Genomic DNA, 22,709 nt, shown 5'->3' with positions numbered 1-22,709 from the left:
TTACTAATCATAGAAAATCAGCCGATTTTTCTAAAAATTAAATTTATGAACGACATTAAACTGATTGTCACAGATATGGACGGGACTTTTCTAAATTCTCAATACGAAGTAAGTCCGGATTTTCCTCAGATTTACCAGGAATTGAAAAAGAGAAATATCCTTTTTGTGCCTGCAAGCGGAAGACAAATGCACGGAATTACGCAGTATTTTACAGAAATTGAAGATGAAATTGGTTTTATAGCGGAAAATGGTGGCTATGTTGTTTACAAAAATGAAGAGTTATTTGCAGACAAATTAAAACATCAGTTTGTCATCGATATCATTAAAACCATCCGGAAAATTCCTGATGCGAGAGCGGTACTTTCTGCCAAGAAGAAAGCGTATTACGAAAGTGATGATGAAACCTTTGTTAATTATTTTACCAGATATTACACAGAAAATCAGAAAGTTGATGATTTGACTATGGAAGTTGATGATGATGCTTTTAAGATTGCTATTTATCATCCGGAAGGTTCTGAAAAAAATATTTATCCTTTTCTGAAACATTTTGAAGATGGAAATCTGGAGGTTGTCGTTTCCGGAAAATATTGGGTTGATGTGATGAACCGCAATATCAATAAAGGAAAAGCTTTAGAAATAATTCAGAAAAAGCTTAATATTTTACCGTCGCAAACAATGGCTTTTGGCGATTATATGAATGATATCCAGATGCTTAAAAATTCAAAATATTCTTATGCGATGGAAAATGCGCATCCTGAGGTAAAGGAAGTGGCCAATTATGAGGCTGGGAATAATGATCATTTTGGTGTTTTGGAAATTATAAGTAACTATTTGAAATCGTAATGTAATTATTCTCTGCACAATTGTCTGGAAATAAAAAACCGGAAAGAAAATGATTGTCAATTCTTTCCGGTCGTATTTTTACTTTTATTGATGGTCTGCTTTGCTTGAGCCAAACATTATGGCTCAAAATCGTTATAGTTTTACAACTTTCTGAGTTGCCATAGTACTGTCTGAGAAATTTATTTTTAAATGATATATTCCTTTAGAATATTTGCTTAAATCTAGCATCTTTGAAGTCGTAGATTGAAGTTTTCTTCCTGTAGAATCATACAGTCCTATTTCTTTTACGATTTTTTCAGTTCTTACAGAAACTTTATCAACCGTAGGGTTTGGATAAACTTGGAAAGTGTTTGATTTAGTAATATCAGAAGCAGCCATTATCTGCTTTGCCTGAACTTTAAAATTATCAACAAATATACGATAGTTAGCTGCCGCAACGAATGTGGTACCATCGGATGCGTAGAATGCAAATTTTACATTATTACCTTTATAAGCAGAAACATCAATTGTAATAGTATTTCTTTCATTAGAAATTGTCATATTCGGGTTATCCCAGCTTTCTAGTTCTTGCCATGTCGTTCCGTTATCAGGTGTGATAAGAATTTTGAATTTGTCTGTTGATTCCACTTGGGGAGCTGGGCCGTTTGGATTGGTCATGAATGGTCCATTGGCAGTTGCATAATCAAAAGATATTTCATAATCGCCGCCAGAAAGATCAAAAGCGTTAGTAATGGCCCAAGCAGAAACATTAGCTGTAAAAAGATTGATACACAATGATGGGTCGTTTGCAGAAGTATTACCAAGAAATGGTTTCTGCTGCCAATAGTTAGTAGAAGTATTGGTTGGTCCGTTTCCAACATTAGCATTGAATGCATAACCAAGGTACCAATTGGTCAATGGAAAAGTAGTAAACTCCTGAGTGTAAGGAGGTACAGTTGCCTGTCCGAAAAATGAAGTTGCATATCCTAAAAGAGTTAGAAAATATAGTTTTTTCATATGTTAAATGATTTAAAAGTTAAAAAAGAAATGATGCCCAGCCCTTCGGCAGGACATCATTAAAAAAATAATTATGATGAAGATTTTACTGCTTGATCAATTTCTGAGTGTCGGTCATTCCGTTTTTGAAACTCATTTTAATAATATATTGACCTGTTGAAAGGTTGGATACATCGATGGTTTTGGAATTTGAATCCAATACTTTTCTTCCATTCATGTCGATGATTTCAGCTTTTGTCAACTCTGATTCATTTTTGATAGTAACTATATTTTTTGCAGGATTAGGGAAAATGATTGTGCTGATTTTTTTATCACTTTCTGAAACTGCAAGTGTTTCTTTCAGAACTGTTACCGTATAATCCTCTGCCTGTCCCTGATCAAAAACACTGCAGGAATAAGTTGGATAGTTGAAAGCTTCTGAAATAATCCTCATTTTTGTATCACCTAACTTAGCGGATAATGGGATAGGAAGTTGATAGGTGATTGTATTACCATTGGATGTAGCAACTTTTCCAAGATTATAAATTTCTCCTTCATCTCCTAGAAATCCGTTTTGGTTCCAGTCGATAAAAGCTGTTATGGCTTGACTGGATGAGCTATTATAAGTTTGTGCATTGATCGTGATTGGATAAGTTTCCCCTCTTTCAAGATCCGTTTTGATTGCAGAGAAATCCTCATATGCAACGTTAGCTGTTGACGCATTGTTGATAGTTCCGATTTTTACATTATCTATTGGCATCAGGAAGTTGAATCTCGGGGTACAATAGCTGTCAGTTGGGTCGGTGTCAACACAACTTCCAATCAATGTGAATACACCGTCTGCACCATTGGTCACAGCTTTCCAGTTGGTTTGTCCATCTCCACTATAATACATTTCTTTTCCGCTATTTCTAATTGAAGTGGATTCCCAAAATGATGGATTCGTTTCATCTTTGTTGATCACTTTTACAACTAGCCAATATCTTGATCCCGTAGCACCACCTGATAGAACAACAGGCTCAGGAAGATTGAAAGTATTTTTTCTAAAAGTATATCCCTCTCGTTCATTCAAATCTACAATGGAATTCGGGGTAATTCCCTCATAAGCTGCGATTGTCCCATCCGGCATTCCATAACCTGTGCCACCATTCATAATGTAAATGGCAAAAGACTCGATTCCACCTATATCAATTGTATTAAGAATAATATTGGTTAAAGTAAGGTCGGTATGCGCTCCAACATTGAAATCATTGGCAAGATAAAGAAGTTTTAGATCACCGGCCCCTGTTTCAAAATTGTTGCTTGGTGTAGATGGTGCGCAAGCAGAAGGATAATTTTCCACACTGTCACTGTTTCCTATAACAATATCATCAAGAACATTCGATCTTCCGGTTTTCATCACCGCTTCAAAACAGATTTGTAGTGTAGATGATTTTTCCGGTAAGCTCAAAACCGCTTGTTTCCAGTCCGGAACATTGAACATGAAATTTTTAAGTACTTTCCACTCAGAAGTAGGAGAGATGCGGTAATAAACATTAAGGGTATTCTGAAAGATTCCCCAAGCCTCTTGTCCCATAAAAAATGAAACCGTTGGTGTCTGTAATCCTGTAACATCCATTATTGGGCTTATCAGTCTAACCTTTGCATCAGGAGAATTGGCTGCAATCTGAGCGGTTGCATTCAATAGTCCAGAGTGTGCATTCACAATGTTGTAATCTACACCGCCTGCTGAACCTTTTTTATAAACCCAGCCATCATAACTGGGATAATGTCCGCCGATGACCTGTTGTGTCCAGCAAGAACGGCTCGGGCTGTCGGCTTCAAAAGTTTCCTTAAAAGGAAAACTACTAACGGTGTTACAAGTCTGAGCATTGAGATCTGCATTTGCAATAGCAAAGAATGCAATGATCAAATAATAGAATTTCTTCATTTCCAAATTAAATTTTTAAACAAGACGAAAGTATATCCTATTTTAAGAGAAAACAAAGTTTTGAATAGCTTTATTAGAGAAAATTTATGATTTTGATAGTGGAAAAAATTATTTAATAATTTGATTATTAATATTTTGAAGCTGTTTTTGTTTCTTTTATCGCTTGGCTGCTTATAAACCTTCTTTTTAACTGTTTTGAACATGGGAAAGCTGATGATAATGATCAGTATCAGATGTTTTTAAGGCTAGGTTATTTTCTAATGTACTGTCAGCTCGTTCTTAAATAATCCGTTGATTGACTAATTTTGCAGATTCTGAATCACGCTACTTCATGGTACAAGTTTGGTTTTTAATCTTGTGCTTATACTATTTCAAATTAAAAAGCCACTTGATTACAAGTGGCGTAATTTTGCTCTCTCAGTAAAACGGAAGAGTTGTGTTTGCATATATGCTAATTTGTTATTAGTTTAATGATTTTTCTGGGTTATTCTCCTTACACTTATTCTTCCCAGTGTGCTTCCTCACCTTGTGGCGCTGCACCGCCTTGAGCTTCTGTAATTGGAGATTTTTCCTGATTGATGTGGTAGATGTATGCTGCTACTTTCTCTGCATCTCTTCCCGTAATGATTCCTTCCTTTATAAAAGGTCGCATCGTAGGATTGTTTGGGGAACCATTTTCAAGCATCCAGAAAACATTTTTGAAAAGACTTTTCTGTTTGATATTGATCCAATTTCTGTCAGTAAGATTTGGTCCAATTCCACCTTTTCCATTGTCTGAGTGACATGAAACACAATTGGTTTTGAATATTTGCTCACCTTCTGCTATGTTTTCAGCGTTGTAAGTTGCTGTTTCTAAGTTTATTGCAGGTGCTATTTTTTCATATTCCCTGATTGAGGCGAGCTGGAATTTGGCTTCCTCCTGATATTCTACATCGGGGTGAGCATAATCTGTAAAGGCAAACGCAACTAAATAAATAGCACAAGATACAATGGTAAAATAAAACAATCCGAGCCACCATTTCGGTAATGCATTGTCAAGTTCCGTAATGCCATCGAAGCCGTGGTCGATCAAAATTTCTTTTTCTTCTTTTGCCGATTGTTTTTTGAAAGCAGAATCCCATAGTTTCCGGAAATAAGGAATTGATCTCTCTTTCAGATATTCTTCTTTTTCTGCGTCAGATAAAAGTTTGAAATTTGCGTTTTCCACCAGATCTCCTATAGAATTCATTATGAACAGAAGAAGAGTGACAACTACGATCAGCCCCCAGAATAACGGAGACATCATGTAATTGGAATCATCAGACACTTCGAAAATTATGAATATTGAAATTACAGCAGTAACGATATATATGGAAATTGGGGTTCTAGTTTTCATTTCAATTGATTTTCAGATTATTCTATACTTGCAGTTTTGATTTCAGTAGTTTTGATATCAGTTCCTAATCTTTGCAGATAGGCTATCATAGCAATGATTTCTCTTTGTTCAAGCGGGATAAAAGCATTTCCTTTTGCTTCTTTTTCTTGTTTCATCTGGTCTTTTAGATCTGCAGCTTCAGAAAAGATTCTTTTAACTATTCCTTTTGCCTGATTGTCCGCCCACTGATTTGCAGAATCGATTTCAGCTTTTTTGTATGGGATGTCAAAACTATTTTTCATCAATATTAATTTATTCACCATTTGGGAACGGTCCAGTTTGTTGGTAATCAACCAAGGAAAACGTGGCATGATAGAACCTGCCGAAGTGATCCTTGGATTATACATATGTTTGAAGTGCCAAGAGTCGGGATTTCTTTGCCCTTCACGATGTAAATCTGGTCCTGTTCTTTTTGATCCCCATAAAAAGGGTCTATCATAGACAAATTCTCCTGCTTTCGAATATTGGCCGTTCTTACCGTCAAACCGCATCACCTCATCACGGAAAGGTCTGATCATCTGAGAATGGCAGGAGTTGCAACCTTCGCGCACATAAAGGTCGCGACCTTCCAGTTCAAGAGGCGAATATGGTTTTACGGCTGATATCTGTGGTACATTGCTTTGTAGAGTAAGGGTTGGAACAATTTCTATAATTCCTCCAATGGCTATTGCAACAAATGCAAAAACAGATAAAATATGTGGCGTTCTCTCCAACCAAAGATGGAATCCTTCTCCTTGTTTCCTATTTTGACTAACATTGGCAAGAGCAGGTGCTTCAGCGGGAACATTCTTTTGAAACGAACCTGATCTAATTGTTTTATAAACATTGATTACCATTAAAATTGCTCCTCCGAGATAAAATAGACCACCTAAAAATCTCATTTTGAAGTAGGGAAGAATAGCGGTTACTGTATCCAACCAATTTTTATAAACCAAAGTCCCGTCCGGATTGAATTGTTTCCACATCAGACCTTGTGTAAAACCTGCGATATACATTGGAACAGCGTAGAAAATAATTCCAAAGGTTCCTAACCAAAAATGCCAGTTAGCGAGTTTTTTAGACCACAGTTCATTTCTCCACATGATCGGAACCAAATAATAGATAACTCCGAATGCCATAAAACCGTTCCATCCCAATGCACCCAAATGTACATGGCCAATGACCCAATCTGTATAATGCCCAATTTTGTTTAGTGATTTAGTTGCCAATAGTGGGCCCTCAAATGTTGCCATTCCATAGCACGTAACTGCTACCACAAAGAATTTGAGAATAGGTTCTTCTCGGACTTTATCCCAGGCACCTCGCAAGGTTAAAAGTCCATTCAACATTCCGCCCCAGGATGGTGCAATCAGCATTATAGAAAATCCTGTTCCTACTGCCTGAGCCCAAGCTGGTAAAGAAGTGTATTGAAGATGATGAGGTCCTGCCCATAGATAGACAAAGATCAATGACCAGAAGTGAATAATGGATAATTTATAAGAAAACACGGGACGATTAGCTGCTTTTGGTAAGAAATAATACATCAATCCTAAAACAGGCGTCGTCAGAACAAATGCAACAGCATTATGACCGTACCACCATTGTACCAGAGCGTCTTTTACTCCTGCATAAGCTGAATAGGATTTCCAGCTTGTGAATGATAATGGAACTTCCAGATTATTGAAAATATGAAGCATCGCAACAGCAATCCAAGTTCCAATGTAAAACCAAATGGCAACATACAAATGTCGAACTCTTCGTTTCAGAATTGTTCCAAACATATTGATTCCGAAAATTATCCAAGAGATTGTAATCAGAATATCGATTGGCCACTCGTGCTCAGCATATTCTTTTGATGTATTGATTCCCATTAAAAATGTAATGACCACGGCAATGATCATCAATTGCCAACTCCAGAAATGAATCCAAGACAATGTATCGCTGTACATTCTGGTTTTCAAAAGTCTTTGCATACTGTAATAAGCACCACAAAAAAAAGAATTACATACAAAAGCGAAAATCACTGCACTAGTATGCAGCATTCTGATTCTGCCAAAGCCCATTGCACCTTGAGAATTGATCAATCCTTGGATATTACCGCTTCGTAAACTCTGAATAGTTGTATCATCTGTTCCAAATAAAAACTCTGGCAATTCTGGATAAAACAACATCAGAGCTGCTGTAAGCCCCAGGATAAAACCAATGATTCCAAATGCTACTGTCGCATAGAGAAATGCTCTGACAATATTATTGTCATAATTAAACTTTTGTGTCTCCATATATACGTTTTGAGGTCGATAATAATTTTATTTCGAAAAGCTTTTAGGATGCTCTATTAATCGAAATAAATATCATAGTCTCGTTTTATATTTTGACAAAGGTATTTTGTAGCTTTGTGTACTGCTAATAGATTTACTTCTAAACTATACCGAAAACTACTAAAAATCAAAACGATGGAATTGTGTGGGAAAAATATCAGAAAAATAAGAAGAGATAAAGATTTAACTCAGGAATATATGGCTTTTGAAATGGGTATTTCACAAAAAGCCTATTCGGATATCGAGAATTCTAAAGTCAAGATCAATCTCGATATTTTAACTAAAGTTTCAACTATATTAGACATCAAACCATCAGATGTTTGCAGCATATCTGACCAATGTGGTGGAAATCATTATGAATCTAAGTATAATGAGCTGCTTGACTTTATGAAGAAAAATAATATATCTATACCTGGAGAATTATTGTAGTTTCAGCAAATCAAAAGCAGTCTATATTCACCATCATTTTCTTTAGGAGCTCGATGGATGCATGGCAAAACCTCTTGATGCGGATTGTCAACTGCTAATCTCCAAAGATGTCCTATTCCTAAATTTATGGGCTTTGCATTAGGCTTTGGCTGATAATGCAAATCAAAATAATATTCCTCCAAAAAAGTTTCAAATTCCTCTTCAGTACCATTATGCAATTCTTTAAGCTTTTCTCGGATCTCGGGAATCAGAATTTTTTGGATTGCCTGTTCATTTGGCAAAATATCACTTGCAGCTCCATAATAAGTACATAAAAATGTACTTGTGGGAATAGGAGAACGGTCGACATGATAGGAGTAAACATCTGTTGAAAAGAAGTCGAGTTCCTCATCTCGTTCATAGTTTTTAAGCAAATTTAGTGAAGGCAATGCCCCGAAATCACTTAATAATTGTATGTCATTTAAAATTATTTCTCTTGCAATATGTCCGTTTTTGGATAGCTGAAGGGAGGAGAGGTCTTCAATTGTAACTTCTGTGATATTTTCTTTTAATTTAAGTTCAGACACTATTTCTTTAAAATCACCATTCAAATTCCTATTCCAGCAAATAGCATTCATAACTCCTTGGAAATTGGTGTTTACAAGTTCAGAAAAAGAAGAAACAATTCCAATTTGATTTTTCTCAGAAGGCGTAATGCTCATATTTTCAAAAAATAATTTAATAGTTTCCTGCAAAAATAGCAGATTCAGATGTCTTTGCTGCATATTGTTGTTAAAATAAATGCACGTTTGGTTATAAGCATACTTGTATAAGAGCCGAATCAAATGATAATGGTAAACTTTCAGATTATTGATAATAAAAAAATTAAAATTGTGATTTATTAAACTAGTTAAATGTCCAGCATTTTCTGTCACCATAAATTTGTCATATCAAAATCAAACAATCAACAAAATGGAAAATAGAATATTAGGACTGCACCACATCACAGCAATTGCAGACAACGCAAAAAGAAATTTAGATTTTTATACTCAGGTTTTAGGCTTGAGAATGGTAAAGAAAACCGTCAACTTTGATGATCCGGGAACTTATCATTTTTATTATGGAAACGAGGAAGGAACTCCGGGAACGATTCTGACTTTCTTCCCTTGGGAAGGAATTGGCAAAGGAACCAACGGTTCAGGCTTGGCAACTCACATCGGATATTCTGTTCCGAAAGGAAGTCTGGAATTTTGGAAAAATAGATTTCAACAATTTAATGTAAACTTTGAAGAAGGTGAAATTTTCGGTGAAAAACTGATTTCGTTTCAGGATCCGGACGGTTTACAATTGCAGTTCATCGAACCTTCAACACCTGATGACAGAAAGGTTTGGACAATCGATGATATTAAAGATGAAAATGCTTTGAAAGGTTTTCACAACATCACTTTAACATTGAAAAAAGCTGACCCGACTATCAAAGTTTTGACAGATATTTTTGGATACGATTTACAAAAACAGGAAGGTGAGAGATACAGATTTGCAACCGATGCAATTGAAACAGCTAATCTTGTTGATATTATTGAAAATGATAAAATCCAGGTAGGAAGAAACGCAGCAGGAACCAATCACCACGTTGCTTTCCGAGTGAAAGATGACAATGTTTTAATGGAATTCCGTGAAAAAGTAATGTCCGCAGGTCTGAGTATCACTCCGAAAATCGACAGAGATTATTTCTACTCATTGTATTTCCGTGAACCAGGTGGTATTTTATTCGAAATAGCGACTGATAATCCGGGATTTACAGTAGATGAGCCTTTGAACGAATTAGGAACCAGCTTAAAACTTCCAAAACAACACGAACCTTTACGTGCAAGAATTGAAGAAGTTCTGCCGAAGTTATCATAAGTCATCGCTCAAATCTTATAAAGGTTATAATTTTAAACTATCAAATTGAAAATCAAAAAAATGGAAACAACAAAAGTAGTTTTAGGAAATGTGAAAGGCGAAATCCAGCTTTTCTCAGACGATAAAAAAGCAGGAAAAATGGATATTTCTGTCATCAAAGATAAATTAACCGTTTATCACACAGAAGTTGATGAAGAATATGCAGGAAAAGGTTTTGCCAAATTATTATTGAATCAATTGGTTTCTTATGCCAGAGAAAACGATCTGAAAATCGTTCCGCTTTGTCCATACGTTCATGCACAATTCAAACGCCATCCGGAAGAATACAATGATGTTTGGTTCAAAGAAGAAGCATAAGATCTAAAGACCATAACCAATCAACAATCAACCAAAAACCAAGAAACAATGTCACTTATCACAGGACTTCATCACGTTACAGCCATCACAGGAGATACGCAGGAAAATATAGATTTTTACACCGGAGTTTTAGGACTTCGGTTGGTAAAAACGACCGTTAACTTTGATTATTCCGAGGTTTATCATTTCTATTTCGGAGATGAATTTGGAACTCCGGGAACGATTATGACTACTTTCCCGTATGGAAAAGGTTTAGTCAATGGAAGACACGGCAAAGGAATGCTGAATACAACTGCTTTTTCAGTTTCGATGGATGCGCTGGATTATTGGACGAACCGTTTGGAACAGTTTAATATTCCTTTCAAACAGCCTCAGCAAAGGTTTTCGGGTGAAGCTTTTATTTATCTGGAAGATTTTGACGGATTGGGATTGGAATTGGTTTTCAATGAAAAGGATGATAGAAAAGGTTATGATAATGGATTCATTCCGAAAGATTTTGCGATTAAAGGAATTCATCACGTGGAAATTTGGTTGGATGCTTATGAAAGAACCGGTGCACTTTTGACGACTCAAATGGACCACAAATTAATTGCTGAAAGTTCAGACCGATTCAGATTTGGAACAGAAGATAAACCTGGAAAGTATGTCGATTTGCTATGCACACCAACAGCTCTAAAAGGTTTGGCGGGAAGAGGAACGGTTCATCACGTCGCTTTTGCTACTCCGAATGCAGAAACTCAGCTTGAAATGATTGAAAAATTAAACCAATTCGGATTGGAACATACCGAAGTGAAAGACAGAAAATACTTCACTTCCGTATATTTCAAAGAACCGGGTGGTGTTTTATTTGAAATCGCAACTTCGGGTCCGGGCTTTGATGTAGATGAAGAATTGGATTCTCTGGGAGAAAATTTGAGTCTGCCATCACAGTTTGAAGAGCAAAGAGAACATTTGGTTGAGGTTTTACCCAAATTTAATTACCCGACAGAAAAATACAGATAAAATGAGTCATATTTTAGACATAAAAACAGGCGGGAAATCATTGAAGGAAGCTGAAAAAGTTTTAATAATGATTCACGGAAGAGGCGGAAGTGCACAGGATATTTTGAGCTTATCTCAACATCTGAATGTAGAAGATTACGCATTACTGGCGCCACAAGCAACAAATGGAACTTGGTATCCATTTTCATTCATTGCACCAGCAGAGCAAAACGAACCTTGGTTGTCATCAGCAATTGAGACTGTAGGGAAAACGGTCCAAACTGCTTTAGGTTCAGGTATAAAAGTAGAAAATATTTACTTTTTCGGGTTTTCGCAAGGTGCGTGTTTGACTTTGGAATTTTTAGCTAGAAATGCTCAAAGATTTGGTGGAGCAGTAGCGATTATCGGTGGAGTTATCGGTGAAAAAATCAATCGTGAAAATTATAAAGGCGATTTTGCACAGACTCCTATTTTCTTGGGAACAAGCAATCCTGATTTCCACGTTCCGGTAGAAAGAGTGTATGCGACAGCTAATATTTTAAAGGAAATGAATGCTGATGTTACGGAAAAAGTGTACGCCAATTTTGGACATTCTATCAATCAGGAGGAAATTGAACTGGCGAATTCTATTGTTTTTAAATAATTTATTCTAAGTAACTTTTAAAAAATATTCTCGCAGATTTTTCTGATTAGCAGAGATAAATGAAATTTGCTGAATTTGATTAATCTGCGAGAATTTAAAATACTTTTAAACTCCAATAAAAATTAATCACAAAATGAAAATCACAAGAATATTCTCCGATGAAAATGGCGAATCTCACTTCGAAGACATCGAAATTTCTTTAATCAATCAGGAAGAAATTGGATTTTTGTCTGATGATATTTCCGTTAAAAAACTTCAGTTCAGAAAAGTTTCTGCGGATTATGATTACGATTTTCATCACGCTCCACAAAAGCAATATATTGTATTGTTGGATGGAGGCGTGGAAATCGAAACTTCGCTTGGAGAAATCAGACAGTTTCAAACGGGAGGAATTCTTTTGGTTGAAGATATTTCCGGTAAAGGTCACAAAACCAAAAACCTCGAAAAGAAGGAAAGAACTTCACTTTTTATTCATTTATAAATTGTAAAAATGAAAACATTAAATTTTTTAGTCATTGGAAAAAATCAGGAAATTCTTGAAACTTTAAAAAGAATCATCGAAAATAATGAAGGCTGGAAAGCGGAAATCCAAAGTGATGAAAATGTTTGTCTAGAATATATCAAAGAAAATAAGGTAGATATTGTTTTATTAAGTTCCGGTTTGGAAGAAAAATTTGAAAATGATATCAAAGTTTTTTGTGAAAATCTGGACAAAGATGTAAAAGTAATTGACCATTACGGTGGCGGAAGCGGATTATTAAAGAACGAAGTTTACACACTTTTTCCTAATTTGCAGTCGTAAAACTGCAAACAATGTTCGACAATATCATCAAAAACGTTATCCGATTCATCAGTCTTAGCGAAGATGAAGAAAAAATATTCACTGATTATTTAACGCTTCAGACTTTTCCCAAGAAAACAGTTTTGTTGAGGGAAGGCGAAGTTTGTCAATTCGAAGGTTTCATTAAAACAGGTTGCGTTCGGGTTTATTACCTTGATGATAACGGCTTTGAGGTCACGATTTTGTTCGCTATCGAAGATTGGTGGATTAGTGATATTGCTTCTTTCCAGAATCAAAAGCCGTCCAATTTATATATTGAAACTTTGGAAGATTCAGAAATCTATATGCTGAATCCGACTACAAAAGAAGAACTTTTACAGAAAATTCCAAAGTTTGAAAGGGTTTTCAGAATGCTGGTTCAGAGAAATCTTTTCACTCTGCAGAATCGTTTGGTGAATACAATTTCAAAATCTGCATCCGACCGATATTTGGAATTCATCAAAGTTTATCCGAGCATTCCGCAGAGAGTTGCGCAGTATTACATTGCTTCTTATCTTGGTGTTTCAAAAGAGTTTGTAAGTACGATTAGGAAGCGTTTAGCGAATAAGCAGAAATAAAACAATACGTTTAAAATTATATGAATGCTGAATATGAAAATATTAGGCATTTTTTTTTGTCTGAAGTGATTTATTAAACTAGTTAAATGCACAGATTTTTTCAGCATCCTAAATTTGTCCTATCAAAATGAATAAATAACAGCAGATATGGACAGAAAAGATTTTTTAAAGAAAGGATTATTGGGAACAGGAATGTTTGTAGCATCCGCTTCATTGGGCAACACAATGAAAAATGACATTGATGAGATAGAACCTTTGGAACCAATTGGATACAATCATTTACCGAATACAGATTCAAAAATTAAAGATAATTCTGTATTTCACAAGGCAGATTCAAGAGGAAAAGCAGACCACGGTTGGTTGGTGAGCAATCATACATTCAGTTTTGCGAATTATCATAATCCAGAAAGAATGCACTTCGGGGTTTTACGAGTTCTGAATGACGACAAAGTAGAAGCGGGAAAAGGTTTTGGAACGCATCCACACGACAATATGGAAATCATCAGCATTCCGTTGGAGGGTGATTTGGAACATAAAGATAGTATGGGAAATTCTGCGATTATTAAAAGTGGAGACATTCAGGTGATGAGTGCTGGAACCGGAATTATGCACAGCGAATTCAATAAAAATAACGACAGTTTGGTGAAATTTCTTCAAATCTGGGTGTATCCAAACAAAAGAAATGTAACGCCAAGATATGACCAGATTACTTTAGACAAAACAAAAGGTCAGAATCAATTCCAGCAGATTCTTTCTCCCAATGCAGACGACGAAGGCGTTTGGATTCATCAGGATGCTTGGTTTCACTTAGGAAACTTTGAAAATAATATCGAAACCAATTATAAGATTAAGAAAAAAGGAAATGGTGTTTATGCTTTTATTCTAAAAGGAAGTGTAGAAATCGAAGGTCAAAAACTGGAAAAAAGAGACGGTTTCGGAGTTTGGGATATTTCCGATTTGAACATTAAATCAACTTCAGAAAATACAGAGATTTTGCTGATGGAAGTTCCGATGACAATGTAACGGCACTTAAATATAATTTTAGACATTTTACGGAATATCTTGATGGATTAAAACTACAATAATAATCGAAAGAATTTTATAGATAATTTTTTTTCTGAGAGGCATTTCCGTAATTTTATTGTTTGTAAAAATCAAATAAATCTTAATTTAAAAAAATGAAAAAACTTAATTATGGGATTATTGGTCTTGGAGTAATGGGACGAAATCTTCTCTATAATATAGCAGATAATAACTTTTCAGTTGCAGGATTTGACCTCGACGAAGAAAAAGTAAAAGAGCTTCACAATGGTGCAACGCAAGGAACAATTGTAAAAGGAACAGTTTCTTTGGAAGAATTTGTATCTGCACTGGAAAGCCCGAGAAAAATTATTTTAATGGTTCCAGCGGGAAAACCTGTGGATGCGGTATTGGAAAGTATTACACCACTACTGGACAAAGGCGATATTGTGATCGATGCGGGTAATTCATATTTCAAAGATACTGATAGACGTATTGCAGATCTGGCTTCGAAAAATCTTCATTTCATGGGAATGGGGGTTTCCGGCGGAGAAAAGGGTGCTAGAAGAGGCCCGAGTATAATGCCTGGCGGAGATCTGGAAGCTTTCAATCTTCTTCAGCCGATGTTGGAAGCCATTTCAGCAAAAGTTGATGGTGAAGCTTGCACAGCTTATATGGGCAAAGGTTCTGCCGGAAATTATGTGAAAATGGTTCACAACGGAATCGAATATGCTATTATGCAATTGATAAGTGAAGCCTATGATCTGTTGAGAAAAGGTGCCGATATTAATAATGACCAGCTTTACGAGGTTTTCAAAGCCTGGAATGAAGGTGAAATGAACTCTTTCCTGATTGAGATCACAAGAGATATTTTCCAACAAAAAGATGATTTGACAGACGCTTATCTTGTTGATAAGATCTTGGATAAAGCAGGTGCAAAAGGAACGGGGAAATGGACTTCCGAGCAGGCTATGGAAATCGGGGTTTCTATTCCTACGATCGATATTGCAGTAACCTCAAGAATTTTGTCTGCCTATAAAGATGAGAGGGTAAAAGCATCTCAATTATATTCTAAAGAAGGGGTTTCAAAACCTGAAAATACAGAATTGTTCATCAAAGAAGTTGGTGATGCGTTGTATTTAGCTTCTTTGATCAGTTATGCGCAAGGTTTGGCGTTATTGGTAAAAGCTTCTGAGGAATATCAGTTTGAAATTCCATTGAAAGATGTTGTGAAGATCTGGAGAGGCGGCTGTATCATCCGCTCGGTTTTGTTAGAAAAATTCTATCAAGCTTACTCTAAAGATGAGAATCTATCTAATATTTTATTGGATCAAGGCATTTCTGAAATCGTAAAAAATAAAATTTCTTCATTAAGAAAAACTGCTTCCTATGCTGTATTAAATGGAATTCCAAGTTTAGGTATTCAGACAGCTTTAGGATATCTTGACGCTTATACAACAGAATCACTTCCTGTAAATTTGATTCAGGCGCAACGTGATTATTTTGGAGCACATACCTACCAAAGAATTGATAGGGATGGGGTTTTCCATACTTCTTGGGAAAGTGTAAATAATTAAAATCAGGAAAATGAGCGAACACATAATTTTACAGCCAACTACGATCATTATTTTTGGCGCAACTGGAGATTTGGCAAAAAGAAAGCTTTTTCCTGCATTTTATAATTTATATATAGATGGAAGAATGCCAAAAGGTTTCAACATCTTAGCGTTGGGAAGAGCAGAAAATACGGATGAGAAATTTAGAAATTATATCAAGGAAAATCTGGAAAGCTTCTCAAGAAAAAAAGTAATTGCTGAAGATTGGGCTGGTTTTCAGGCCCATATTACATATTTTCAGCATCAATTGGATGAGAATAGTTCTTATGAAAATTTGTCCCAGAAATTAGAAAGTTTTGACAGAGTGTATGGAACAAGAGGAAATAGATTGTTCTATTTGTCAATTGCGCCTAATTTTGTCTCGGTTATTTCTGCTCATATTAAGAATAATTCAATTGCTTCTGATGCAAAAAAAGACAGAATCATAATCGAAAAGCCTTTTGGGCATGACAAAGCATCGGCGATCGAACTGAATAATATGTTGTCACAAACATTTGAAGAAGAACAGATTTACCGCATCGATCATTATTTGGGAAAAGAAACTGTTCAGAACATATTAGCTTTCAGATTCGGGAATTCAATTTTCGAACCTTTATGGAATCACAGACATATAGAATCTGTTCAGATCACTGTTGCAGAAGAAGTTGGAGTAGAGACAAGAGCCAGTTTCTATGAGCAGACAGGAGCGCTTAGGGATATGATACAGAATCATTTATTGCAAATCCTTTGTATGGTTTCCATGGAACCTCCTGTATCATTGGAAGCAAGTGAGATCAGGAATCGTAAAGTGGATGTTCTGAAATCGATTCGTAGAATTTCTCCTGATAAAGTTGATCATTATGCAGTGAGGGGACAATATGGAAAAGGTACAATTAATGGAGTTGCGGCAAAAGGCTATCGTCAAGAAGAAGGAATTGCCCCGGATTCTAATACAGAAACTTTTGCAGCGATAAAATTCTATCTTGATAACGAAAGATGGCAGAATGTTCCCTTCTACGTTCGGACTGGTAAAAAAATGAAAGAAAAACATTCTTATATCACAATTCAGTTCAAGGCACTTCCGCATTCCACGTTTTCAGAGACTTCTCAGCTTTTGTCCGCTAATAGGTTGATCATCAATATTCAGCCGGAAATGGACATCAGATTACAGTTTATGGCGAAGAAACCAGGGCTTTCATTAGAATTAAAGCCTGTTGAAATGATCTTTGACAATTTTGCTTGCCAGAATGATACACCTGAAGCTTATGAAACATTGTTGTTGGAAGCTCTGTTGGGAGATCTGACCTTATTTATGCGTTCAGATCAGGTAGAAGAAGCTTGGGATGTTATGAAAACTATTCAGGAAACTTGGCAAAAAACCAAAGATCCTTCTTTCCCAAATTATGAAGCAGGAAGCTGGGGACCGGAAGATAGTGATGCTCTAGTTGAAAGACAAGGTCACGAATGGGTTTAATTTAAAAATATAAAATGAATATCACGGTATTTGATGATCTGGATACGCTGTATAGAAAAGCGGCTGACACATTTGTTGAACTTTCGGAAAAAGCTATCCAAAAACATGATAAATTTACGGTCGCATTAAGCGGCGGCTCCTCTCCAAAAACGATTTTCAAACTCTTGGCAACCGAAGAATATGCTAATAGAATAGAGTGGAATAAGCTTTATTTTTTTTGGGTCGATGAAAGATGGGTTGCCTTGGATGATGATAAAAGTAACTTTAAAATGACTCTCGAAACGCTTTTGGATAAAGTTCCAGTCAATAGAGCTCAGATTTTTCCGATGTATAAAGAAGGGATCGAACCAAAAGAATATGCTAAAAAATATGAGTCGCAGATCAGAAATGTTCTGGGAGCCGAAGGTATTTTTGATTTTATCCTTTTAGGGATGGGTGATGACGGTCATACGGCTTCTCTGTTTCCAGGTGAACCTGTTCTAAACGAAAAAGAAAAATGGGTGGATGCCTATTATCTGGGATCTCAGGAAATGTTCAGAATTACCTTGACAGAACCAATTATCAATAGAGCCGAAAATATTCTGGTCGTGGCCTTCGGAGAATCAAAGAAACACGCTTTGAATGAAGTATTGAACGGAGAATATAATCCCAAATTATATCCTTTGCAACTCATTGAAAAAAAAGAAGGTTTTCAGATTTTTACAGATGATAAAGCAATAGACAGAAAATAATAGTTATCAAATACAAAAAGCAGTGACCGTGATCACTGCTTTTTCACAACATAAAGTTATCAAGAATTTATTATAAATGACCAATTATCAATTCATATTTCATTTGTAATTGAAAAATATAAAATGAGTTTTCATGGCTATTAGTAATTTAGTTTTTTATATTAAAACCAAGCAAGATCTTATGATTGCACAAATATAATCAAAGTCACCAAATGGTGACAATAAAAAATATTATTTTTGTGGTTAGTTTTAAAAACTAAGGATGGGCAATACAAATAGTCGTGAAAAAAACAAAGAAAAGAGCAAACACCAGTTTCTGAATGCTGTTGGAGCAATCTTAACAACAAAAGGCTACAAATATCTTAAAATAAATGATATTGCCACTACAGCAGGACTTGACAAGAAGTTGATCTATAATTATTTTGGTGGATTAGAACAACTTTTGGACGAATATATCAAGTCACAGGATTTTTGGACCAATGTGAAAGAAGAAAATGCAGCTGTAGAAATTACGGATGGCGGGAGAGAATTCTCAAAGCAGATGCTATCTGAACAATTTGATTTTGTTTCAGCTAATAAGGAATTACAAAAGATTCTGATCTGGCGACTTTCAGAGGAACGCCAATCACTTAGAAAACTGACAGAAGGCCAAGAAGAAAATGGTGAATTGTTATTAAAAAGTATTACAGATTCATATTTCAAAGATAAAAGTGAAGATTTCCGTGCAGTGATGGCGGTTCTTATTTCGGGCGCTTACTATCTTAATCTGTATTCAGAGATCAATGGGAGTGTTTTTTGCGGAATAGACTTGAAGACTGAAGAAGGTAGATATAAAATTAAAAAAGCTTTCAATATGCTTGTGGATAAAACTTATGATGATATAGAATAGCTTAAAATTCCTGAAACAGATAACGGTCAGGATAATTCAGTTTTTCACTTTTACGTTGACCGTTGATGACGATATGAATGATATTCATCTGGTCATCGAAAAGATTATACAAGAAACTGACAGCTGTTTCCACTTTTTTAGGATTAGCTACGGTTTCTGATTCCAGAAAAATATCAACACTTTCCTTATCTTCTTCATAACCAACAAATTTAACTTTCACAAACTGGTTGTTCACTTTCAGTTTGACGTATTCTGAAGCATAATTTTTCAAAGCTTCATTCATTTCCTTTTCAGATTTCGGATTGAGAAAATGAAGATTTTTTCCATATTTTTTATTAATGGCATTCTCCAGATCATCCATGAAAAACCGTCCCGAAATTTCAAAGGTTTTTGACTTTTGGCTATAATTAAATTCCATAGAACCAACGTGATAAGGATGAACCCTGAAAGAAAAAAGCGTTATAAACAAAGACAAAACAACAACCGCAGAAAAAAAGTTCTTCATCAGACCCAAAATTTAAATCGAAATTAATCATTATTTTCGTAATTCTTTTTAAAATGACAGGATGCAGGATTTTATTTTTTACCTGAAATTAGGTTGGGAACATATTATTTCTTTGGATGCGCTGGACCATCAGTTTTTTATTTTGGCTTTGATTGCCGTATATTCTTACAACGATCTCAAAAAAATCCTGATTCTCGTAACCGCTTTTACCATTGGGCATTCTATCACTTTGGCGCTTAGTTCGCTTAATGTTTTGAGAGTTCCTGGCAATTGGGTAGAATTTCTAATTCCTTTGACCATCGTCATCACGTCGTTGGATAATATTTTGATGAAAAATAATCAGAAAACGCTGATGAGGATGAACTATTATCTGGCAATGATCTTCGGACTGATCCACGGGATGGGATTTGCGAACACGGCCCGAATGATGCTGGCCAAAGAACAGAGCATTTTCGTTCCGCTTTTGGGCTTTAATATTGGATTGGAATTGGGACAGATTGCTTTGGTAGTTGCGATTTTGATTCTACTTTTCATCTTGCTCAAGATTTTCCGAGTTAATAGAAAAGACTGGATTCTATTTGTTTCCTCGGGTGTTTTCGCATTGGCGCTAAAAATGACTTTGGAACGATTGCCTTTCTGAATCTCGATTTAATTTTAAAATCAGTTTTACCAATTATTTCAATTTAGGCAGCTTTTCCGTATGTAGTTTATCCTGTGCTTGTCGAAGGCTCCGAATTGTCACTCTGAGGTTCTCGAAGAGTCCGCTCAAGTCAGGCTGCGAGCAATTCTGTGTATTAAGGTCCTGCTATTTAGAATTAATCTTGACTGGTAAAAATAATTACGAATCTTTATTTCATTCGTAACAATTTCCTAAATTTGATTTCTTGTAAAGAATTATTATCTAATTGTTTTGAAAAAATGAAGTTAAAAGTTTTAGGACTTCTATTCTGTTCTGCTGTTTTGTCGGCACAGAATATCCAGAATAATCCGGGAAGCAACCACGGAAACAAATTTGAACAACTCGGAACCATTCTCCCAACGCCCAATGTTTACAGAACCGCTTCTGGATCGGCTGGTCACGCTTACTGGCAGCAACGTGCAGATTACGATATCGAAGCTTATTTGGACGAAGACAAGAGAAATCTGAAAGGTTCAGAAACTATAACTTATTACAATAATTCTCCGGACGATTTGGATTATCTATGGCTTCAGTTGGACGAAAATGAACAGTCGACTGTAAAAAATGCGGATTATCCTTCTTCTTCTATATTACCGAAAAGAACGGTTTTTGAAAACGTAAAAGCATCAGAACTTCCTGTTTCAGATAATGGCTATGGAGTTAATCTGGAGAAAATAACCGATGCTGGCGGCATTCCATTGAAATATGTTGTCAATAAAACAATGATGCGGATTGACCTTCCAAAAGCACTGAAAAAAGGAGAAAAATTCGTTTTCAAAGTTAACTGGAATTACAACATCCCAAACCGTATCGAAATGGGAGGAAGAGGTGGTTATGAAAATTTTCCGGAAGATGGAAATGACCTTTACACCATCACACAATGGTTTCCAAGAATGTGCGTTTACAGCGATTTCCACGGCTGGCAGAATCACCAGTTCACAGGACGTGGCGAGTTTGCCTTGGTTTTCGGAAATTATAAAGTAAAAATGAATGTTCCTGCTGATCACATTGTTGGCGGAACAGGCGAATGTAAAAACTACGAACAGGTTCTTTCATCAGAACAATTAGCAAGATACAGAAAAGCTGAAAATTCTAATGAACCTGTAGAAATTGTGACTTTGGACGAAGCCAAGAAAGCAGAAAAAAATCACTCCAAGCAGAGAAAGACCTGGATTTTTGAGGCTAATGACGTTCGTGATTTTGCCTGGACTTCTTCAAGAAAATTTATCTGGGACGGAATGAGAGTGACGATTCCTGAAAACAATAACAAAGTGATGGCAATGAGTTTCTATGGAAAAGAAGCTTATGGATTGTATAGAAAATTCTCTACAAAGGCAGTTGCGCATACAATTAAAACTTATTCAGAATTCACGATTCCTTATCCATATCCGGTAGCACAATCTGTAGAAGCAGCCAACGGAATGGAATATCCGATGATCTGCTTCAATTACGGAAGAACTGAAAAAGACGGAACTTATTCCGAAGCCATCAAAAACGGAATGTTAGGCGTAATCATTCACGAAGTTGGACACAATTTTTTTCCAATGATTATCAATTCGGACGAGAGACAATGGAGCTGGATGGATGAAGGTCTCAATACTTTTGTTGAATATTTGACAGAAGAAAAATGGGATAACAAATTCCCTTCAAAACGTGGACCGGCCTGGACAATCGTGGATTATATGAAGCTTCCGAAAGACGAATTGGAACCGATTATGTCCAACTCCGAAAATATCGCAAGATTTGGCCCGAATGCTTATTCAAAGCCGGCAACCGGACTTAATATTCTTCGAGAAACCATTATGGGAAGAGAATTGTTTGATAAAGCGTTCAAGACTTACGCCAAAAGATGGGCATTCCGTCATCCTGAACCAGCAGATTTTTTCAGAACAATGGAAGATGCGAGTGGGGAAGACCTGGATTGGTTCTGGAGAGGATGGTTCTACGGAACAGACCCTGTAGATATTTCGCTCGATAAAGTGACCATTGCAAAACCTGATTTTGATGCCGTTCCAAAATCTGAAACGGTGAAATATACTGTTGAAAAACCAGTCTTGAATGAGTTTGAAGATGTTTCGAAAATCAAAAACAGAGAAGATAAGAATATTAAATTCTATGTAGAATCTGACAAAGATGTTCAGGATTTCTATTACAGATATGACCGTGGACAGGAGAAAGTTGATATTTCAAAAGAATATAATCTGACAACTGGAAATCTCGAAAAATTAGATGCGAAAGACATTAAAAAACAGAATAATGTAACAGCTTATCAAATCGATTTTTCTAATAAAGGCGGATTGGTAATGCCGATTATTTTAGAATTCACATTTGAAGATGGCTCAAAAGCAACGGATAAAATTAGTGTTCAAATCTGGAGACATAACGAGCAAAAAGCTTCCAAAACTTATTATTTTGATAAGAAATTAAAATCTGTCCAATTAGACCCAATGAGAGAAACGGCTGATATTGATACTTCTAACAATTTCTGGGCAGCTTCGAGTTCATCAGAAATGCCAAGCAAATTCCAGGTTTTCAAACAGAAACAAAAAGATGCTGCAAGAGGTGCGTCCAATGGAAAAGTGAATCCAATGCAAGCGGCTGGGAAAAAATAAATCCAATTTGCAGGACAGAATAAGAAATAAAAATGGTCGAGAATTTTCTCGAC

22 protein-coding genes are annotated in these 22,709 nt (G+C 35.9%); 16 read left to right on the top strand and 6 right to left on the bottom strand.

Translation table 11 applies throughout. The annotated features are described in order from the left end of the window. The first annotated feature begins 45 nt into the window (after positions 1–45). Positions 46–843 (top strand): Cof-type HAD-IIB family hydrolase, encoded by a 798-nt coding sequence (locus tag RTX21_RS15805; RefSeq protein ID WP_312769126.1) that lies wholly within the window; start codon positions 46–48, stop codon positions 841–843. A gap of 132 nt (positions 844–975) precedes the next feature. On the opposite strand, the gene RTX21_RS15800 is transcribed toward RTX21_RS15805, so the two are convergent. From RTX21_RS15800 to ccoN, 4 genes are all read right to left on the bottom strand, one after another. Then, positions 976–1,839 (bottom strand): T9SS type A sorting domain-containing protein, encoded by an 864-nt coding sequence (locus tag RTX21_RS15800; RefSeq protein WP_312769124.1) that lies wholly within the window; start codon positions 1,837–1,839, stop codon positions 976–978. 85 nt (positions 1,840–1,924) lie between these two features. Then, positions 1,925–3,748: a T9SS type A sorting domain-containing protein gene (locus RTX21_RS15795; protein WP_312769122.1), complete on the bottom strand. Its 1,824-nt coding sequence runs from the start codon at positions 3,746–3,748 to the stop codon at positions 1,925–1,927. Positions 3,749–4,247: 499 nt separating this feature from the next. Next, positions 4,248–5,123, bottom strand: a complete 876-nt coding sequence (locus RTX21_RS15790; RefSeq protein WP_312769120.1) for a cbb3-type cytochrome c oxidase N-terminal domain-containing protein — start codon at positions 5,121–5,123, stop codon at positions 4,248–4,250. Between the two features lie 17 nt (positions 5,124–5,140). After that, on the bottom strand, positions 5,141–7,420 hold the full coding sequence (gene ccoN / locus RTX21_RS15785) for a cytochrome-c oxidase, cbb3-type subunit I (RefSeq protein WP_312769118.1): 2,280 nt from the start codon (positions 7,418–7,420) through the stop codon (positions 5,141–5,143). A gap of 174 nt (positions 7,421–7,594) precedes the next feature. Here ccoN and RTX21_RS15780 point away from each other — a divergent pair, with 174 nt between their 5' ends. Next, on the top strand, positions 7,595–7,888 hold the full coding sequence (locus RTX21_RS15780) for a helix-turn-helix transcriptional regulator (protein ID WP_312769115.1): 294 nt from the start codon (positions 7,595–7,597) through the stop codon (positions 7,886–7,888). A 2-nt stretch (positions 7,889–7,890) separates the two neighbouring features. Here the strand turns inward: RTX21_RS15780 and RTX21_RS15775 are convergent, their stop codons facing one another. Further along, a complete protein-coding gene (locus RTX21_RS15775) occupies positions 7,891–8,589 on the bottom strand; it encodes a DUF1826 domain-containing protein (protein ID WP_312769253.1) in 699 nt (232 codons plus the stop codon). A 250-nt stretch (positions 8,590–8,839) separates the two neighbouring features. On the opposite strand from RTX21_RS15775, the gene RTX21_RS15770 reads away from it, so the two are divergent. From RTX21_RS15770 to RTX21_RS15715, 12 genes are all read left to right on the top strand, one after another. Next, positions 8,840–9,772, top strand: coding sequence for a ring-cleaving dioxygenase (locus tag RTX21_RS15770; protein ID WP_312769113.1), 933 nt, complete (start codon positions 8,840–8,842; stop codon positions 9,770–9,772). Between the two features lie 60 nt (positions 9,773–9,832). Then, positions 9,833–10,129, top strand: a complete 297-nt coding sequence (locus tag RTX21_RS15765) for a GNAT family N-acetyltransferase (protein WP_312769111.1) — start codon at positions 9,833–9,835, stop codon at positions 10,127–10,129. A 48-nt stretch (positions 10,130–10,177) separates the two neighbouring features. Then, positions 10,178–11,131 carry a VOC family protein gene (locus RTX21_RS15760; protein ID WP_312769109.1) on the top strand — a complete coding sequence of 318 codons (954 nt, stop codon included), beginning with the start codon at positions 10,178–10,180 and terminating at the stop codon, positions 11,129–11,131. A 1-nt stretch (position 11,132) separates the two neighbouring features. Beyond that, the gene (locus tag RTX21_RS15755) at positions 11,133–11,753 is read left to right on the top strand and encodes a dienelactone hydrolase family protein (RefSeq protein WP_312769107.1); all 621 of its coding nucleotides are present in this window, start codon (positions 11,133–11,135) and stop codon (positions 11,751–11,753) included. Between the two features lie 133 nt (positions 11,754–11,886). Continuing rightward, positions 11,887–12,234: a hypothetical protein gene (locus RTX21_RS15750; RefSeq protein ID WP_312769105.1), complete on the top strand. Its 348-nt coding sequence runs from the start codon at positions 11,887–11,889 to the stop codon at positions 12,232–12,234. A 9-nt stretch (positions 12,235–12,243) separates the two neighbouring features. Continuing rightward, entirely contained in the window at positions 12,244–12,555 is a 312-nt protein-coding gene (locus tag RTX21_RS15745) for a hypothetical protein (RefSeq protein ID WP_312769103.1), read from the top strand. A gap of 11 nt (positions 12,556–12,566) precedes the next feature. Further along, positions 12,567–13,151 carry a Crp/Fnr family transcriptional regulator gene (locus tag RTX21_RS15740; RefSeq protein WP_312769101.1) on the top strand — a complete coding sequence of 195 codons (585 nt, stop codon included), beginning with the start codon at positions 12,567–12,569 and terminating at the stop codon, positions 13,149–13,151. A 147-nt stretch (positions 13,152–13,298) separates the two neighbouring features. After that, a complete protein-coding gene (locus RTX21_RS15735) occupies positions 13,299–14,174 on the top strand; it encodes a pirin family protein (RefSeq protein WP_312769099.1) in 876 nt (291 codons plus the stop codon). A gap of 155 nt (positions 14,175–14,329) precedes the next feature. After that, on the top strand, positions 14,330–15,748 hold the full coding sequence (gene gndA, locus RTX21_RS15730) for an NADP-dependent phosphogluconate dehydrogenase (RefSeq protein ID WP_312769096.1): 1,419 nt from the start codon (positions 14,330–14,332) through the stop codon (positions 15,746–15,748). 10 nt (positions 15,749–15,758) lie between these two features. After that, complete coding sequence (gene zwf, locus RTX21_RS15725; protein ID WP_312769094.1) at positions 15,759–17,240, top strand: glucose-6-phosphate dehydrogenase; 1,482 nt, start codon at positions 15,759–15,761, stop codon at positions 17,238–17,240. A 14-nt stretch (positions 17,241–17,254) separates the two neighbouring features. Next, positions 17,255–17,971, top strand: coding sequence for a 6-phosphogluconolactonase (gene pgl / locus RTX21_RS15720; protein WP_312769091.1), 717 nt, complete (start codon positions 17,255–17,257; stop codon positions 17,969–17,971). 262 nt (positions 17,972–18,233) lie between these two features. Beyond that, positions 18,234–18,860 (top strand): TetR/AcrR family transcriptional regulator, encoded by a 627-nt coding sequence (locus RTX21_RS15715; RefSeq protein ID WP_312769089.1) that lies wholly within the window; start codon positions 18,234–18,236, stop codon positions 18,858–18,860. Between the two features lies 1 nt (position 18,861). On the opposite strand, the gene RTX21_RS15710 is transcribed toward RTX21_RS15715, so the two are convergent. Beyond that, the gene (locus RTX21_RS15710) at positions 18,862–19,365 is read right to left on the bottom strand and encodes a DUF6702 family protein (protein WP_312769087.1); all 504 of its coding nucleotides are present in this window, start codon (positions 19,363–19,365) and stop codon (positions 18,862–18,864) included. A 61-nt stretch (positions 19,366–19,426) separates the two neighbouring features. On the opposite strand from RTX21_RS15710, the gene RTX21_RS15705 reads away from it, so the two are divergent. Continuing rightward, positions 19,427–20,005: a HupE/UreJ family protein gene (locus RTX21_RS15705; protein WP_312769085.1), complete on the top strand. Its 579-nt coding sequence runs from the start codon at positions 19,427–19,429 to the stop codon at positions 20,003–20,005. Between the two features lie 278 nt (positions 20,006–20,283). Then, complete coding sequence (locus RTX21_RS15700) at positions 20,284–22,656, top strand: M1 family metallopeptidase (RefSeq protein ID WP_312769083.1); 2,373 nt, start codon at positions 20,284–20,286, stop codon at positions 22,654–22,656. Positions 22,657–22,709 lie beyond the last annotated feature (53 nt).

Origin of the sequence: Epilithonimonas sp. (assembly GCF_032054305.1) — a bacterium.
Lineage (GTDB): Bacteria > Bacteroidota > Bacteroidia > Flavobacteriales > Weeksellaceae > Epilithonimonas.
Note: the sequence above shows the minus strand (reverse complement) of the source record. Positions and strands in the feature narration are given on the sequence as shown.